General features: G+C 34.9%; 11 protein-coding genes and 1 pseudogene. 9 read left to right on the top strand and 3 right to left on the bottom strand.

The annotated features are described in order from the left end of the window. Nucleotides 1–4 precede the first annotated feature (4 nt). The 7 genes from nuoG to uvrC all read left to right on the top strand — a co-directional run bounded on the left by nuoG (nt 5) and on the right by uvrC (nt 9,851). Complete coding sequence (gene nuoG / locus ACE38O_RS05745; protein WP_374698562.1) at nt 5–2,053, top strand: NADH-quinone oxidoreductase subunit NuoG; 2,049 nt, start codon at nt 5–7, stop codon at nt 2,051–2,053. Further along, nucleotides 2,037–3,062 (top strand): NADH-quinone oxidoreductase subunit NuoH, encoded by a 1,026-nt coding sequence (gene nuoH, locus ACE38O_RS05740; protein ID WP_374698561.1) that lies wholly within the window; start codon nt 2,037–2,039, stop codon nt 3,060–3,062. The genes nuoG and nuoH overlap by 17 nt, the downstream gene beginning before the upstream one ends. Continuing rightward, nucleotides 3,055–4,059 (top strand): porphobilinogen synthase, encoded by a 1,005-nt coding sequence (gene hemB / locus ACE38O_RS05735; protein WP_374698560.1) that lies wholly within the window; start codon nt 3,055–3,057, stop codon nt 4,057–4,059. Before nuoH ends, hemB begins: the two co-directional genes overlap by 8 nt. A 137-nt stretch (nt 4,060–4,196) precedes the next feature. Next, complete coding sequence (locus tag ACE38O_RS05730) at nt 4,197–4,955, top strand: phosphatidylglycerophosphatase (RefSeq protein ID WP_374698559.1); 759 nt, start codon at nt 4,197–4,199, stop codon at nt 4,953–4,955. 44 nt (nt 4,956–4,999) lie between these two features. Then, complete coding sequence (locus ACE38O_RS05725; RefSeq protein ID WP_264329343.1) at nt 5,000–5,839, top strand: glycine--tRNA ligase subunit alpha; 840 nt, start codon at nt 5,000–5,002, stop codon at nt 5,837–5,839. 3 nt (nt 5,840–5,842) lie between these two features. Beyond that, nucleotides 5,843–8,023, top strand: coding sequence for a glycine--tRNA ligase subunit beta (gene glyS, locus ACE38O_RS05720; protein ID WP_374698558.1), 2,181 nt, complete (start codon nt 5,843–5,845; stop codon nt 8,021–8,023). Nucleotides 8,024–8,030: 7 nt separating this feature from the next. Beyond that, entirely contained in the window at nt 8,031–9,851 is a 1,821-nt protein-coding gene (gene uvrC, locus ACE38O_RS05715; RefSeq protein ID WP_374698557.1) for an excinuclease ABC subunit UvrC, read from the top strand. Nucleotides 9,852–9,901: 50 nt separating this feature from the next. Here uvrC and ACE38O_RS05710 read toward each other — a convergent pair whose 3' ends face one another. The 3 genes and pseudogenes from ACE38O_RS05710 to ACE38O_RS05700 all read right to left on the bottom strand — a co-directional run bounded on the left by ACE38O_RS05710 (nt 9,902) and on the right by ACE38O_RS05700 (nt 12,985). Beyond that, nucleotides 9,902–10,507 carry a CvpA family protein gene (locus ACE38O_RS05710; protein ID WP_374698556.1) on the bottom strand — a complete coding sequence of 202 codons (606 nt, stop codon included), beginning with the start codon at nt 10,505–10,507 and terminating at the stop codon, nt 9,902–9,904. 57 nt (nt 10,508–10,564) lie between these two features. Further along, a complete protein-coding gene (locus ACE38O_RS05705; protein WP_374698555.1) occupies nt 10,565–11,161 on the bottom strand; it encodes a riboflavin synthase in 597 nt (198 codons plus the stop codon). 67 nt (nt 11,162–11,228) lie between these two features. After that, nucleotides 11,229–12,985 (bottom strand): annotated as a pseudogene (locus ACE38O_RS05700) (hypothetical protein). Nucleotides 12,986–13,130: 145 nt separating this feature from the next. Between ACE38O_RS05700 and pheS the strand changes: the two are divergent. Further along, nucleotides 13,131–14,174 carry a phenylalanine--tRNA ligase subunit alpha gene (gene pheS, locus ACE38O_RS05695; RefSeq protein WP_374698554.1) on the top strand — a complete coding sequence of 348 codons (1,044 nt, stop codon included), beginning with the start codon at nt 13,131–13,133 and terminating at the stop codon, nt 14,172–14,174. Next, the gene (gene glmU, locus ACE38O_RS05690; protein WP_374698553.1) at nt 14,175–15,467 is read left to right on the top strand and encodes a bifunctional UDP-N-acetylglucosamine diphosphorylase/glucosamine-1-phosphate N-acetyltransferase GlmU; all 1,293 of its coding nucleotides are present in this window, start codon (nt 14,175–14,177) and stop codon (nt 15,465–15,467) included. Nucleotides 15,468–15,477 lie beyond the last annotated feature (10 nt).

Here is a 15,477-nt window from a genome sequence, read left to right as displayed (position 1 = left end):
AGTTGTGGTTAAAGTTACTATTAATTCTAAGGAATGTGAAGTAGAGCATGGGCTCACTATAATTCAAGCTTGTGAAGTCGTGGGCGTTGAAATTCCACGTTTTTGTTATCATGAGCGTTTAGCAATTGCTGGTAACTGCAGAATGTGTTTGGTTGAAGTTGAGGGTGGGCCTCCAAAACCAGTAGCCTCTTGTGCAATGCCAGTTGCAGAAGGGATGGTTATTCACACTGATACCCCTAAGGTTAAAAAAGCACGTGAAGGTGTGCTTGAGTTTTTGCTAATTAACCACCCGCTTGATTGCCCAATTTGCGATCAAGGTGGTGAATGCGATTTGCAAGATATCACGATGGCTTATGGGAAAGGAACCAGCAGACTTGATGAACATAAGAGGGCTGTGCCAAAAAAACACTTCGGACCACTGATTGAGACTGCGATGAATCGATGCATTCATTGCACTCGGTGTGTTAGATTTTTGTCTGATGTTGCAGGTACAAATGAACTTGGAGGAATCGGAAGGGGAGAAAATGTAGAGATTAGCACTTACATAAAAAGGCATATTAGTTCTGAATTATCTGGAAATATCATAGATCTCTGCCCGGTAGGGGCTTTAACTTCAAAGCCTTACTCCTTTAAAGCGCGTCCATGGGAGCTATCACATTGTGAGACTATAGATGTGCTAGATGCTGTGGGAAGTAGCATTAGAGTTGATTATCGTGGCCTGGAAGTTATGCGAATATTACCAAGACTGAGCGAAGAGGTAAATGAAGAATGGATATCAGATAAAACCCGCTTTGCCTATGATGGACTAAAAGTTCAGCGTCTTAATCGACCTTATGTAAAAAAAGATGGTAAATTAGCCCCAGTTGATTGGAATGAAGCATTAACTATTGCTGCAAAGAAATTAAAGAATACAAAATCAAATAAAATAGCTGCAATTGCAGGTGATTTAGCAGATTGTGAGTCTATGCTTCTACTCAAAGAAGTGATGCAGAAGCTCGGCTCGGGGAATATAGACTGCAGGCAAGATGGTGCAAAGCTTATACCAAGTAATCGCGGATCTTATGTGTTCAATACCACTATTGAAGGTATAGAGAATGCAGATTTGTGTCTGCTTATAAATACAAATCCAAGGATAGAAGCACCGATCATTAATGTAAGATTGAGAAAGAGATATTTACAGGGCAACTTTCCTATTGCAAGTGTTGGTCCTAACATTGAATATTTGTATCATGTTGAGAAATTGGGCGATAATCCTGATGTTTTGAGTAAAATAGCAAATGGAAATCATAAGTTCTGTGAGCTGCTGGTAGCCGCCCAAAACCCTATGCTGATCATTGGTCAAGATGCATTAATAAGAGATGATTCTGAATCAATTCTAATTCTAGCTGGCAAAATTGCAGAAAAATTTAACATGGTCAGAGATGACTGGAATGGCTTTAATATGCTGCATAAAGCTGCAGCAAGAGTTGGTGGTCTGGACGTTGGGTTTGTTCCTGAAAAAGGTGGAAAAGACACTAATCAAATACTGGAGCATACAGAAGGTGGTGAGATAGAAGTCATTTATCTTCTTGGTGCAGATGAAATTGATACATCAAAATTAGAAAACACATTTGTGATTTATCAAGGTCATCACGGTGATAAGGGTGCACATGTGGCAGATGTTATCTTGCCTGGTGCTGCATATACAGAAAAATATGCAACTTATGTAAACACTGAAGGTCAAGTGCAAAGAACAAATTTAGCTGTATTTCCTCCAGGTGAAGCAAAGGAGGATTGGTTGATTATTAAAAATCTCTCGCAATATTTGGATCTCTCCTTACCATATGATAGTTTATTTGACGTGAGAAAAAAATTGGATACTATCGGTCCACATTTTAGAAATGCTGATCAAGTGATAAAAAATAAATGGATTCCAATCAGCAGCGGTGAAATAAGCTTAAGTAATACACCTTTTACTTTAAAGGAGTGTAATTTTTATATGACGGATTCAATAAGTCGCGCTTCAAAAATAATGGCAGATTGTACTAAAGCTTTTTATGAACACGCTAGTTAATATTTTATTTATTTTAGTACCGCTACTACTTTCAGTTGCGTACTTGGTATACTTTGAGCGTAAGGTTATTGGTGCAATTCAACTGAGACACGGCCCAAGTGTAGTTGGACCTTTTGGGCTATTGCAGCCATTTGCAGATGCTATTAAGCTGATAATTAAAGAGCCGATAATACCATTTAGAGCAAGCACCATACTGTTCATTATGGCTCCAATGCTTACCTTTATCTTGGCATTAATTGCCTGGGCAGTTATACCGTTTGGTGCTGAAGTAATTGTAGAAAATGGCCAGCAAGTAGTGATTCCTAAGGTTATAGCAAATATTAATGTTGGAGTGCTTTATGTGCTAGCTATATCGTCGCTGGGAGTATACGGCGTAATTATTGCAGGCTGGTCAAGCAATTCTAATTATGCATTTCTTGGCGCTATACGGTCGGCTGCTCAGATGATTTCATATGAAGTTTCAATAGGCTTAATAGTTGCTACAGTTGTTGTTACAGCTGGTACGTTGAACCTTGGAGAGATGGTGGTAGCGAAACACAATATGCCATTTTGGGTTGATTTGCTACTAATGCCTATAGGAATAATATTTTTTATTTCTTTGCTTGCAGAAACTAATCGTCACCCATTTGATTTACCAGAAGCTGAAGCAGAGCTTGTCTCTGGATATAATGTTGAATATTCATCCATGCCTTTTGCCCTCTTTTTTCTTGGAGAATATGCAAATATGATTCTAGCAAGTGCTATGATGACGATATTCTTTCTAGGAGGATGGTATCCGCCGCTGGAGTTCAGTTTACTTTACAAAATTCCAGGTTTGATTTGGTTCGTTTTGAAGATAGTTATACTTTTGTTCGTATTTATTTGGATTAGAGCAACAATACCTCGTTATCGATATGACCAGCTAATGCGCCTTGGTTGGAAAGTGTTTCTGCCAATATCGGTGCTTTGGGTGGTACTCATTTCAGCAGTGTTGCTGTTTACTGGGAATTTACCTGGGTCCAATGTTTAATTTTCCAAATACAAGATTAAGGCGCAGGCGCTCGAGCAAATGGGTTCGCAATTTAACAAGTGAAAATAGTTTATCAGTAAATGATCTGGTTCTTCCTCTGTTTGTTCACGACAGAGAAGAAACAACTGAACCAATTTCTGGCTTACCAGGCGTAAAGTGTTATTCAATAGATGGATTAGTGTCTATAGTTAAGAAAGCTAAAGATTTAGGAATTAATGCTGTTGCAATTTTTCCTGTAGTTGATAGTAAACTAAAATCTGAAAACGCTGAGGGAGCATATAATTCTGACAACTTAATCTGCAAAGCAATCCGTGCTGTAAAATTAAAGGTACCTGAAATTGGTATTATTGCAGACGTTGCACTGGATCCATACACTATTCATGGCCATGACGGCATTTTAAAAGATAATCAGATGGATGTAGAAAACGATGAAACTATATCAGTACTGTGTAAGCAAGCACTTGCTTTAGCGAAGGCAGGATGTGATATAGTTGCTCCTTCTGATATGATGGATGGTAGAATAGGAAGAATCAGAAAATCATTAGATGATAATAACTTTCAAGACGTATTAATATTATCTTATGCGGTGAAATATTGCTCTAGCTTCTATGCTCCATTCAGGCAAGTCGTTGGTTCATGTGGGCTATCACATTCTATAGACAAAAGTGGTTATCAAATGGATTATAAAAATGCGCACGAAGCAATGTGCGAAATTGAAATGGATATAAATGAAGGTGCAGATTTTATTATGATTAAACCAGGTATGCCATATTTGGATATTATCAAAACAGCAAGTGATAAGTTTAATTTTCCGATTTTTGCTTACCAAGTAAGCGGTGAGTACGCAATGATAAAAGCTGCTGCAAATAATGGCTGGCTAGATTATGACAAGGTGATTTATGAATCTTTGATTGGTTTCAAACGTGCGGGTGCAAGTGCAATATTCACTTACGCTGCACTTGATATTGCAAAAAATTTAAGTGCACAAGCCCTATAAAATTACTAAATTTTTGGCGCATGTTCTTCTACTGTTGCTGCATATTACCTAAAATTTTCCAATACATGTTTTAAGTTATTGATAAGTCCGTTACAATACAGTATTATAAATAATATAAACCAAGTGTTACTTAGAGCATGGGGATTTTTTTTGAATTTTTGGGAAAGATGCTAGGTAAGGTTTTTCCTGCCAAAACAGTAAGCTCTTTTTTGGGAATAGGATATTTACCAGGTTGGCAGAACTATTGGTCTTCTTTTTTAATATTATTTATTGTCGATGTTATATTAATTCTCACGTATGGAGGAGACTTTTTACTATATAAAATGCCAAATTCAGGAATAGTTGTAGCTGCTATTTTTACAAACTTGGCAATAGTTATGTTAGTAATGCAATTAATTGGAATATTTATTTTTCATGCTCAGGCCCCTTCAGCAAACAGTGGTGAAGACATAGTAATACAAATAGCGTCAGGGCAAGTATTGACTGTAGCACTTTCAATGCCAGCAATAATGTCAATTTATTATACTGTAAGTAAACTCTATGGGAGTATATGTAAGCAGATGTTTCAATGCCCATTTTGGTTTAATGATTTTATGCACTTTTTCTTTTTTCTTATGATACCTTACGTATTTTTTAATGTCGTAGAAGTGATAAAACCATGGCCAATAAGTTCAATACAACTCAGCTATAATAATGCAATGTCAATTACATTTGAGGGGATTTTTCACACATTTTATGCGGTGATTTTACTGTATTTAACAGCATTTATATTCTGCGATTTAACTATGCATGATGCAATTGTCCTAAATAAAAGCATAATTCAGTATGTGAGGGAAAGTTCAGCAGTTTTAGGTGATTATTTACATAGTGCTGCAAAAAAAATAAATATTGAATAGTACTTATTTATTTATATATTTAGTATAAAAAGTGTGCAATTTGTGTGAATTTACAAAGTATAATAAAAGAGTTGCAAGATTTTTGGGCTGGTGAAGGGTGCGTTATACTTCACCCATACACATCTGAAGTTGGTGCTGGTACATTACATCCTGCAACAATTATGTCTGCAATTGATACAAAACCGACAAAAATTGCATATCTACAACCAGTAATTAGGCCAGCAGATGGACGCTATAGTGATAATCCTAATCGCTTGTATCAACATCACCAATATCAAGTTATAATAAAGCCATCTGGTAATAATTTACAAAACGTCTATTTAGATAGCTTAAAAGCTCTTGGCATATCTACAGAAAAATATGATATTAAGTTTGTTGAAGATGATTGGGAAAACCCAAGTGTTGGTGCATCAGGACTTGGATGGGAAGTTACATGCAATGGAATGGAAGTAACACAGCTTACTTATATACAGCAAGTTGGAGGGATTGACTGCAAGATGATTCCTGGTGAGGTTGCATATGGGTTGGAACGTTTAGCAATGTGCATACAAGGTGTAGATAATGTTTACGATATAACTTGGAACGATAACGGTGTAACTTACGGAGATATTTTTAAACAAAGAGAATATGAATTTTCTTATCTAGCGTTAGATTATTATGATACTAAAGTGGTACAGCAGCAATTTGAAGATACGGAAAAATTATGTAAGTTCCTTATTGAAAAGGAGCTACCAATGGCAGCTTATGACCAATGTATTAAAACTAGTCACCTACTTAATCTGCTTGATGCAAGAGGTGTGCTTGGTGTCAATGAACGTACAGCGCATATTGGTAGAGTTAGAGAGCTGACAAAAAAATGTTGCGAATTGTACATGAGTAAATAGCGTATGTCGTTGCAGTTGTTATTTGAGTGCCTTTCAGAAGAAATACCACCAAGAATGCAGAATGTAGCTGCAACTCAAGTTAAGAGCTGTATTGCCAATGTTTTTAACAAAAATAATGTAAAATTTACATCAATGGAGGTTTTTGTAACGGCACGTCGCATTACCCTATTTGTTGACAACATAAATGCTTTGGAGCTAAAGGATTCCAATAACGAAGTTAAGGGACCAAACATTAACGCACCAAAAAGTGCTATCGAAGGTTTTTTAAGAAAATATCAGAAAAATGAAGAAGATTTGCTCGTTCGAAAAGTAAATAATGAGGATTTTTACTTCATTAAAAGAGAAAGCTGCTCATTTAACATCAGAGAATTCCTCAAAAATCAACTGGAGGAAATGCTCAAAAACTTTTCTTGGTTGAAGAGCATGAGATGGGGCGAAGGAAAAGAAAGGTGGGTTAGGCCAATTAAAAACATTTTATGCATTTTAAATGACGAAATAATACCTGTGTCTTTTGCAGGGATCACAGCATCTAACACAACATATGGCCATCGATTTCTCTCAAGTGATGCGACGTTAACTATTAAAGCACCTAAAGACTATTTTGAATTGCTAGAAAAAAACAGCGTAATTCTCCAGCTGGACAAAAGAAAGCAATTTATACTAGATCAGATTAATAAATTCACAAAAGAGCAGAATTTACAACTTGAGAAAAATGATTATTTACTAAATGAATTGACAGGGCTTATAGAGTGGCCAATCGTACTGTTTGGTGAAGTGAATCAAGAAAAGTCATTTGGATTACCGAAGGAAGTAATTCTTAGTATAATTAATACGCAGCAAAAATACCTTGCTTTAAGTAATGAAAAGAGAATTTCACACTTTGTCACTGTTGTCAATGTCAACAATGGTGAAGTTGTTAAAGGACACGAAAGAATATTAGAAGCACGTCTTGCTGATGCCCAATTTTTAATATCTCAAGATAAAAAGGAAAATCTAGATTATTATGTCAAAAAATTAGGTTCGATATTATTTCATGCTTCACTTGGCAGCGTGGGGGAAAAGGTGAAGCGCATTATAGCTCTATCAAGATATATAGCTACATTTATTCCGCATGCTTCATTAATTAAGGTTGAGCGTGCCGCATATTTAGCAAAGGCAGATCTTGCAACATCAATAGTAAGAGAGTTTCCAGAACTGCAAGGAGCAATGGGTGGATATTACGCTTCTTATTTTCACGAAGATAAAGAAATAGTGGAAGCTATAACTGAACACTATAAGCCAATCAGATCGGAGCAAGAATGCCCTAAATCTCCCACTGCGATTGCTGTAGCTATTGCTGATAAAGTAGACAGTTTAGTTGGTTTAGTTGCAGCAGGAGAAAAGATCTCAGGTTCATATGATCAGTTTGGTTTGCGGAGAATGGCAATTGGCATAATTAGAACAATACTTGAAAATAATTTGCATGTTCCAATCAGGCTATTGATAGACAAGTCAGTATCTTTATATTCGAAACTCACATTTGCTAAAGACACAACACCAGCTAGCAACCCTCTCAGACTACTGATAGATAAGTCAGTATCTTTATATTCAAGACTTGCGTTTACTAAAGACACAACATCAGCTAGCAATCCTCATAAACAGACTAGAAGATGCATTGCAAGTCTAGTGTACATGTTCTGCACAGAAAGATTCAAGGTTATTTTAAGAAATAAAGGTGTAAGCCAAGGTATTGTAGATTCAATATTATGGACTGATATGAACGATCTGCTGACAGCAGAAAAGCGAGCTGTTATATTGGATTGTTATCTTAGTACGCCAAAAGGTGAACAGATTCTAAGCACTTATAAAAGAGTCAGCAACATGGTTAACAAAGTAAGGAAAAATGATGACACTGCTTATGGCACATTTTACAATACGTGGCTTCCGATTGAAAAGGAAGAAGTTGCACTATCAAGTTATGCTACATTTTTTTATAAGAGCATTGAACAAGCAATGAAAAGTGGGGATTTAAACGCAGCGCTTGATGAACTTGCTGGTTTTGCTCCATTTATCAATAAATTTATGGATAGTGTAAAGATCAACTGCGATTCTGATAAGCTAAGGAGAAATAGATTGTCTTTGCTTGCAAGTGTTGTTTCCATCTTTCGTTTAGTAGCAGATTTTAACCTCATACAAGTCAAGTAATGGATAAATGTTCAAGCAATATAAAGAACAGATAAAATTATCTCCGCAGTCTTGTGGTGTGTATAAGATGATTGGAGATAAGGATAAAGTTTTATACATTGGTAAAGCAAAAAACTTGAAATCGAGATTATCTGACTATCTTCAATTCGAAAACCTTTCTGAACGAATTAGAGTTATGCTCTCACAGGTTGTTAAGGTTGAAATATTCATCACTGAGAATGAAATCGAAGCACTGCTTCTTGAAGCACAGTTAATAAAATCATTGAAACCACTTTATAATATTGTGCTCAAGGATGGAAAATTTTATCCTTATATAACAATTTCCAAGCATGATTATCCAAGAATAGCAAAATATAGAGGCAAATTTAAGAAGAATGAGTTTCATTATTATGGTCCCTTTACATCTGCCGCTGCTGTTAAGCAAACTATATTGTCATTGCAAAAAGCCTTTCTCCTAAGAGTATGTTCAGATCAATACTTTTCCTCAACAAAAAGACCATGTATTGAATATCAAATTAAGCGCTGCTCAGCACCATGCATAAACAAAATCACAAAAGACGACTACTGCCAATCAGTAAAACAGGCACGAAATACATTGCTTGGAAGAAATAAGGAAGTGAAAGAACAGTTACTTTTCACAATGAGAAAGTGCAGCAGTGAAGAAAACTATGAGCTTGCTGCTATATATAGAGATCGGGTAAAGTTTCTTGAGCAAATTCAAATACAGCACACGGATTTTTCTTTTGAAAAAGATGCAGATTTCTTCAGTATTGTACGTGAAGAGGATCTAGCATGTATTAGTGTGTTATCGTTCAGAAATAAAGACAACTACGGCAGCACTCCTTACTTTGCCGAGAACTGTGGTGATCACTCAAATGATGAAATTTTATCCACCTTTTTGGTCAATTTTTATAATTCAGCTAACATACCTCCAATACAAATTTACGTTCCAGATTCTATTGTGGATAAGGAAATTATAGAACAAGCACTATATAAGGTTGCTAAAAAGCCAGTAAAAGTTCTGCGTGCAAAGAATAAAAAAGAGCGTGATTTATTGAAATTTGTTTATGATAACTCTCAGCATAGCTTAGAGCAGAAGCTTATCGATTATAGAAATAACCTAGAAAAGCTTGAGGAGCTTAGCAAAATCTTCTTGTTACCAAACATTCCAAAGCGTATTGAGGTTTATGACAATAGCCATATATTTGGAAATCAACAAATTGGTGTAATGGTTGTTGCAGGGCAGGAGGGTTTTTTAAAAAGTGAGTACAGAAAATTTACTATAAAGGAAAAATTTTCAGGCGATGACTATAAAATGATGAGGGAAGTGCTAACCAGACGTTTCTCCGGCAATATAAAAGGCATAATACCTGATTTTTTACTGATTGATGGTGGACCAGGACATGTTTCCATAGTACAGAATGTACTGGAAGTATTGAATATAAACGTTCCTTTTGCTTGTATGGCAAAAGGTCCTGATCGTAACGCAGGAAATGAAACATTTTATATGCTGGGCAGGGAAGAATTCAGTCTGGCAAATGACAGCAAAGTCATGCTTTACTTACAATTGCTGCGTAATGAAGCCCACCGTTTTGCGATAACTTCACATAGAAAAAAACGCGATAAACAGTTTATAGTTTCACAATTAAGCAAAATACCCGGCATTGGCAACAAAAGGAAAAAGGCGTTGATGTCTTATTTTGGTTCAGTGAAAAATATAAGCAAAGCTTCTCTGGCTGAAATTCAAAACGTACATGGAATTAGTAAAGGTTTAGCAAAAGTCATTCTTAAATACGTGAATTATAAGAGAGGAGTGCTCTTAACCTGACACATATGGCTTTTTGAATACTCCCAATGAACATATTTATAAATAAATATTTACTCTTCTTTTTTATTGTTTTTGGGTTTTTCTTGATCAACCATTTCTCCACCAATCTCTTTTATTTTTAGTATCAACGACTTTGGTACATACATGTCAATTACTTCTTCTGCTGTCACAAATAAAGCCTGATAAGAGTGTGAATTTATTATCCAATTAGGCAATATGTCTTCTGCTTTTATTTCAGAATACTTCTCTTTTTTGCCATATTCTTCTTTGTCATATACTGTGTAACAATATAAGTATACAGCAAAAAATAGTACATAAGAGAGCAATATTCCTTTAAGCACTCCGAGAGAGATTCCAGTAACTCTATCGATAAATCCCAACCTTATGGGTGATAATACGTACATTAGCCAGTTATTTATTATCATCAATATAATATTAAGTATAATAAATACAGAGATTGTAGAAAGTATGTTTAGTGTAACTTTAGAATCACAATATTTACTATAATTTGGAGTGAAAAAATCATAGTGATTAGCTGTCAGAAAAATTGATAAAAATAGAAACATTAATGCGCATAGCTCTTTTATAAAGCCTCTAGTTACCGAGATTATTACGCATAGAACAACAATGAAGATAGTTAGACTATCGAAAAGCATATTTTATATCTATATGGTTTTCAAGATATAATAGTTGTAAATAACAAGGTTGTAAAATTAATTGTATTTATGCTGCATCAATTGATCTAAATACCTAGTGATCATATCAATTTCTAAATTCAGATAATCATTTACTTTGTTATACTGAAAAGTTGTATTTTCCCATGTATAGGGAATGATATTCACAGTGAACTCTTGGTTAACAACTGAATTCACTGTGAGGGAAACTCCATCTAGCGTCACAGACCCTTTTTTTGCAATAAATTTAATTAATTCTTGTGGGCATGATAGCTTGATTTCATGAGAATCTAAATTTCGTTCAATTGTTAAAATTTTTACTATCCCATCAACATGACCCTGAACTAGATGGCCATCGATTCTGTCGCTTAGCCTCATTGCTCGTTCGAGATTTATTTTTTTGCCTATCTTCCACGTATTTAAGTTAGAAACCTTCATAGTTTCTTGAGACGTTTGGACTGTAAATATATCGCTCATTATATCAACAACAGTTAAGCACACACCAGAGCAAGCTATTGAATCTCCTTTATTTATAGAGGATAAGTTTTGTGTCTTGATATGGAAAATTTGATCAGAGTTGTAGTGAGTGGTAGTATCAGTTATAGTTCCGATATCCGTGATAATTCCTTTGAACATATGGTGAAAATAAATAATTTTACCATGAAAGATCTCTTAGAACAACTTGTTTACATTTTGGGTAAGTTTAAATACGAGAAGAAGACTTGTTCTGTTCAATAGATTCTATAGAATATTCAGAATATATAAAATAAGCCAAGCTCAAAACACATAATGTAATCAATGTTGGTAACCCTATGTTCAATGCTAACCCAATATTTTCTCTTTTTTCTGGTGGCACTAATCCTTTTAACATTGACACTTTTCCTAATGGAAAATGCCATAAGCAAAGTGTTGATGCAGATGCTACTATTATAAATAGACAAAAATAAGCCTTTTTTGAGGAAAATACAGTTTTAACGGTGATTTGAGTGTAATGTTAGTAGGAGGTAGAGTTTTAGCTTCATTTGTTGCTGGTGAAGGATCTTTAATTGGTGAAGGGTTTGTAGATTTATGAGGAGTATTTTCATGTTGCGTAGGAGGTTGTTGTATATAAACACCTGAAACTAATTTGAGCAATTGCTCTTTTTTTTTATATACTTGCTTATGTAAATACTCTTTTGGAAAAGAAGACTTGCCAGCTGGTTGTGGTATTTCTAGTATTTCTAATACTTCTGATATCTCACCTGACTCTAATATTTCATGTAATTGTTTATCTTGAAAATAAACAATATTGAATATTGAGTTAAAAACATTGCGAAATGTTTCTGGATCTTGATTTTTGTATCCATTCATCACTTCAATAAATACTTCATCGAGTTTTTTTCCCCTGCGCTCAATCTGGTTATCTAACATAGCTACTCTAGCATCATTTTGTGCTTGTTTTATGGCTAATTGTTTTTCTTTCTCTGATAGTTCTTTGGTCTGCTTTTTTGACTTCTTTTTTCTGTTAGCCTTAAAATACTCTGTGTGCGAAGTAGTTTGACCTACATTCTGTTCTGCTTCTTGAGGTATTGGATTTCCTATACTACTTGTCATCCAAGTAGCTGACACTGGGGTCCATTTTTCTTTTTTTTTCTGGATTCCAGCGTCAAGCGCTGGAATGACACCAAATGGTATATTGTTGCTCTGTATAGAAGGTTTTGGTGTTCTTAAAAGGGATAACCTTATTACATCATTAAAAAAATTGGATAAGGGAAGGAAGATTCTATATTTTGGTATATTAGCTTTTATTGCAGCAGTAACCACTGGAGCTTTACAATTTACTTTGCTTGCTACGTTAAAGCCAAACGAGCCTGTAAATGGTACAATTTGTCTATTTTGTGCGTTTTTTTGCTTAGTTTCACTCTGTTCTTGTCTGTCTTTATTTTCTGCTTCTTTTACTTGTAGTGTAACTTGACTCTGTTCCTCATTTTCAGTTTTTTCTGCATGTTTTAGCTTTTCATTTAAAAGTGACCCTATTTGGTGCAAATTATCTAAGTTAATGTCTTTAACATTTGTTTGTAGTATGATTGTTATTCCTTGCAGAAGGATTTGAGGCGGAGCATTATTTACGAATTCTTCTACAGTTTTATCACTATTAATTTTACAGTAGTTATTATATAATTCACTGCTTTCTTTTGGCACTTCTATGTTGACTGTAAATTTTTTTTCCCGAGAAAGGCAGATTTTAAAAAAATCAATTAAAGATTTTATTTGAAATGGTCTTGTATTAAAGGTGTCTGTTGCTGTTAGCTCAAATGAAAATTCTTGTATATTACTTTTAATACTTCTCGAGCGAATGGTACTGATCTTAATTATTTTGCTAGAAAATGCTTTACTTATGTTTTTGGATCTTTCCTTAAAGAACTTAGGTAAATCCTCTATTTTGTACTTATTATCAGTTTCAGTGTCACTGTTGTGCATGGTTGATATAGCAAATTCATCAACGCAAAGGTAAATAAAAAAAACTAATTGGTCAATAAATTAATAATTAAAATGGGACAGTTTTTAGATTGTTGATGCTATTCAAGATTTTACTATAATTAAAGTTTAAGCCAGCGTTTCTAAGATGAATAAAGAGCTACTGAATGAAATACCTTCACTTGAAGATAAAGCAGTTTCCGAAATTGAGAATGCTTCTTCTTTGCAAGATTTAGAAAAAGTCAGGCTATCATATTTGGGAAAAAAGGGTGTAGTTAAGGCTTATCTTGAGAACTTGAGAAAGATAATAAACGCAGAAGAAAAGCGTATTTTGGGTGAGATTATCAACTCTTTGCGTGATAAGCTAGATCAGCTTATAATGAATAGGGAAAATGTACTAAAAACAGAAGAAGTTAACTTTAAATTGCAAAACGAGGCAGTTGATATCACGTTGCCTGTTAGACCAGAAAAAATTGGCAAGGTCCATCCACTGAGTAAAGTTATAAATGAAGTAAAGCTTATTTTTGCACATATGGGTTTTAAAGCAGTTGATGGTCCTGACATTGAAGATGAATTCCATGTATTTGATGCACTGAATACTCCAAGTCATCATCCTGCGCGAGAGGAGCAAGATACCTTTTACTTAAAGAATAAAATAGACGGCAAAAGAATGGTGCTGCGCACTCATACCTCATCTGTGGAGATCAGAACTATGGAAAAAGCGAAAACTTTTCCGATTAAAATCGTATCTCCTGGTAGAGTATACAGAAACGACTTTGATGCAACTCACACCCCCATGTTCCATCAAATAGAGGGGTTATATGTCAATGAGAATGTCAATATGGGCCAGTTAAAATTTACTATTCATCACTTCCTTAACAAGTTTTTTGGAGATAAAGGGCTGAAGATACGTTTTCGTAATAGTTTTTTCCCTTTTACCGAACCTTCTGCAGAAGTGGACATAAGTTATAAAGGTAGTAAATGGATAGAAGTACTGGGATGCGGTATGACGCATCCAAATGTATTTCAAAATGTTGGAATAGATCACACTAAATACAGCGGTTTTGCGTTTGGCATTGGTATAGAAAGGCTTGCAATGCTAAAATATCAAATTAGCGACTTAAGGAGCTTTTATGACAATAAAATCAGCTGGCTTGATCATTACGGTTTTCATTTTTCATCTTTAAGATAAGTGATAAGTAAAACTCATACGTTCGTTATACTTGCTGCAGGGCATGGCAGGCGGATGAATTCAGATTTGCCTAAGGTCCTACACAAAATAGGCAGTTTTTCCATGCTCCAGCATGTCATTTACAATGCAAAACAGTTAAATCCTGAAAATATTGCTGTTGTAGTTGATCTGCCTTTAATTGAAAGACTAAAGTGCTTTAAGGATATACAGTTAATTACACAAGAATTAACACTTGGCACGGGAGATGCAGTCAAAACTGCGACGAGAAACCTGAAAGAATTGCCAGATTCGAGCATAATTATTGTGCAGTATGGAGATACCCCACTCATAAAAAGCAGCACAATAACTAAAATGGTTAGTTGCTTAGAAGGCAAGGCTCTAGTTTGCCTAGGTTTTAGGACAAGCAATAAAGAATACGGTAGGTTAATTATTGAGAATGGTTCCTTAAGAGAAATCGTAGAAGCAAAGAGTGATAAAAATAATCATGAAGAGTTTCTTGCAAATGCTGGAATAATGGTTGCATGTGCAAAGAATTTACGTGAATTGGTGGAGAAAATAGAGTGCAATAGCTCAACTCATGAATATTATTTGACCGATATAGTTTCCATTGCAGTGAAGAGTAATTTAAATGTCGGTTACGTTATTACCGGTGGAGAAGAGGCAACGGGAATAAATAACAGAAATGACCTTATAAAAGCTGAATTTTACTTTCAAGAAAACAAAAGAAAATTTTTTACCAACTCTGGAGTAACGCTTGTTGCTCCAGAGACTGTTTTCTTTTCTCTTGATACGCAAATTGCCAGAGATTCAGTTATTTACCCATATGTTTTTTTCGGTACTGGAGTGAAAATAGAGTCTGGTGCAAAAATACTGCCATTTTCGCATTTAAAAAACTGCTTAATTAAAAGTAATGCTGAGGTCGGTCCATTTACCAGAATACGCGGAAACACAACAATTGGTAATAAGGCAAAAATAGGAAATTTTGTGGAAGTGAAAACAAGTGAAGTTGGTCAAAACACTAGAATAAAACACTTAAGTTATATAGGAAATGCTAAAGTAGGGCAGAGGAGTAATATAGGAGCAGGCACTATTGTTTGTAATTATGATGGGAAAAATAAACATGAAACGAATATAGGGAGCAATTGCTTTGTTGGTGCCAATAGCTCACTAATTGCGCCACTTAATATTCATGATGACTCTGTAATTGCAGCAGGTAGTGTTATAGTGGAAGATGTACCAGAAAAAAGCCTTGCAATAGCAAGAGAAAAGCAAGTGATTAAGAAGATAAAGTAATGTCAGTGTT

Origin of the sequence: Wolbachia endosymbiont (group B) of Limnophora tigrina (genome assembly GCF_964263235.1) — a bacterium.
Classification (GTDB): Bacteria; Pseudomonadota; Alphaproteobacteria; order Rickettsiales; family Anaplasmataceae; genus Wolbachia.
Note: the sequence above shows the minus strand (reverse complement) of the source record. Positions and strands in the feature narration are given on the sequence as shown.

What these genes read in the sequence shown, in the direction of transcription:
- nuoH (WP_374698561.1), top strand. Translation starts at nt 2,037, where the DNA reads ATGAACACGCTAGTTAATATTTTATTTATTTTAGTACCGCTACTACTT.
- ACE38O_RS05705 (WP_374698555.1), bottom strand. Translation starts at nt 11,161, where the DNA reads ATGTTCAAAGGAATTATCACGGATATCGGAACTATAACTGATACTACC.
- ACE38O_RS05710 (WP_374698556.1), bottom strand. Translation starts at nt 10,507, where the DNA reads ATGCTTTTCGATAGTCTAACTATCTTCATTGTTGTTCTATGCGTAATA.
- hemB (WP_374698560.1), top strand. Translation starts at nt 3,055, where the DNA reads ATGTTTAATTTTCCAAATACAAGATTAAGGCGCAGGCGCTCGAGCAAA.
- ACE38O_RS05730 (WP_374698559.1), top strand. Translation starts at nt 4,197, where the DNA reads ATGGGGATTTTTTTTGAATTTTTGGGAAAGATGCTAGGTAAGGTTTTT.
- uvrC (WP_374698557.1), top strand. Translation starts at nt 8,031, where the DNA reads ATGTTCAAGCAATATAAAGAACAGATAAAATTATCTCCGCAGTCTTGT.
- glyS (WP_374698558.1), top strand. Translation starts at nt 5,843, where the DNA reads ATGTCGTTGCAGTTGTTATTTGAGTGCCTTTCAGAAGAAATACCACCA.
- pheS (WP_374698554.1), top strand. Translation starts at nt 13,131, where the DNA reads ATGAATAAAGAGCTACTGAATGAAATACCTTCACTTGAAGATAAAGCA.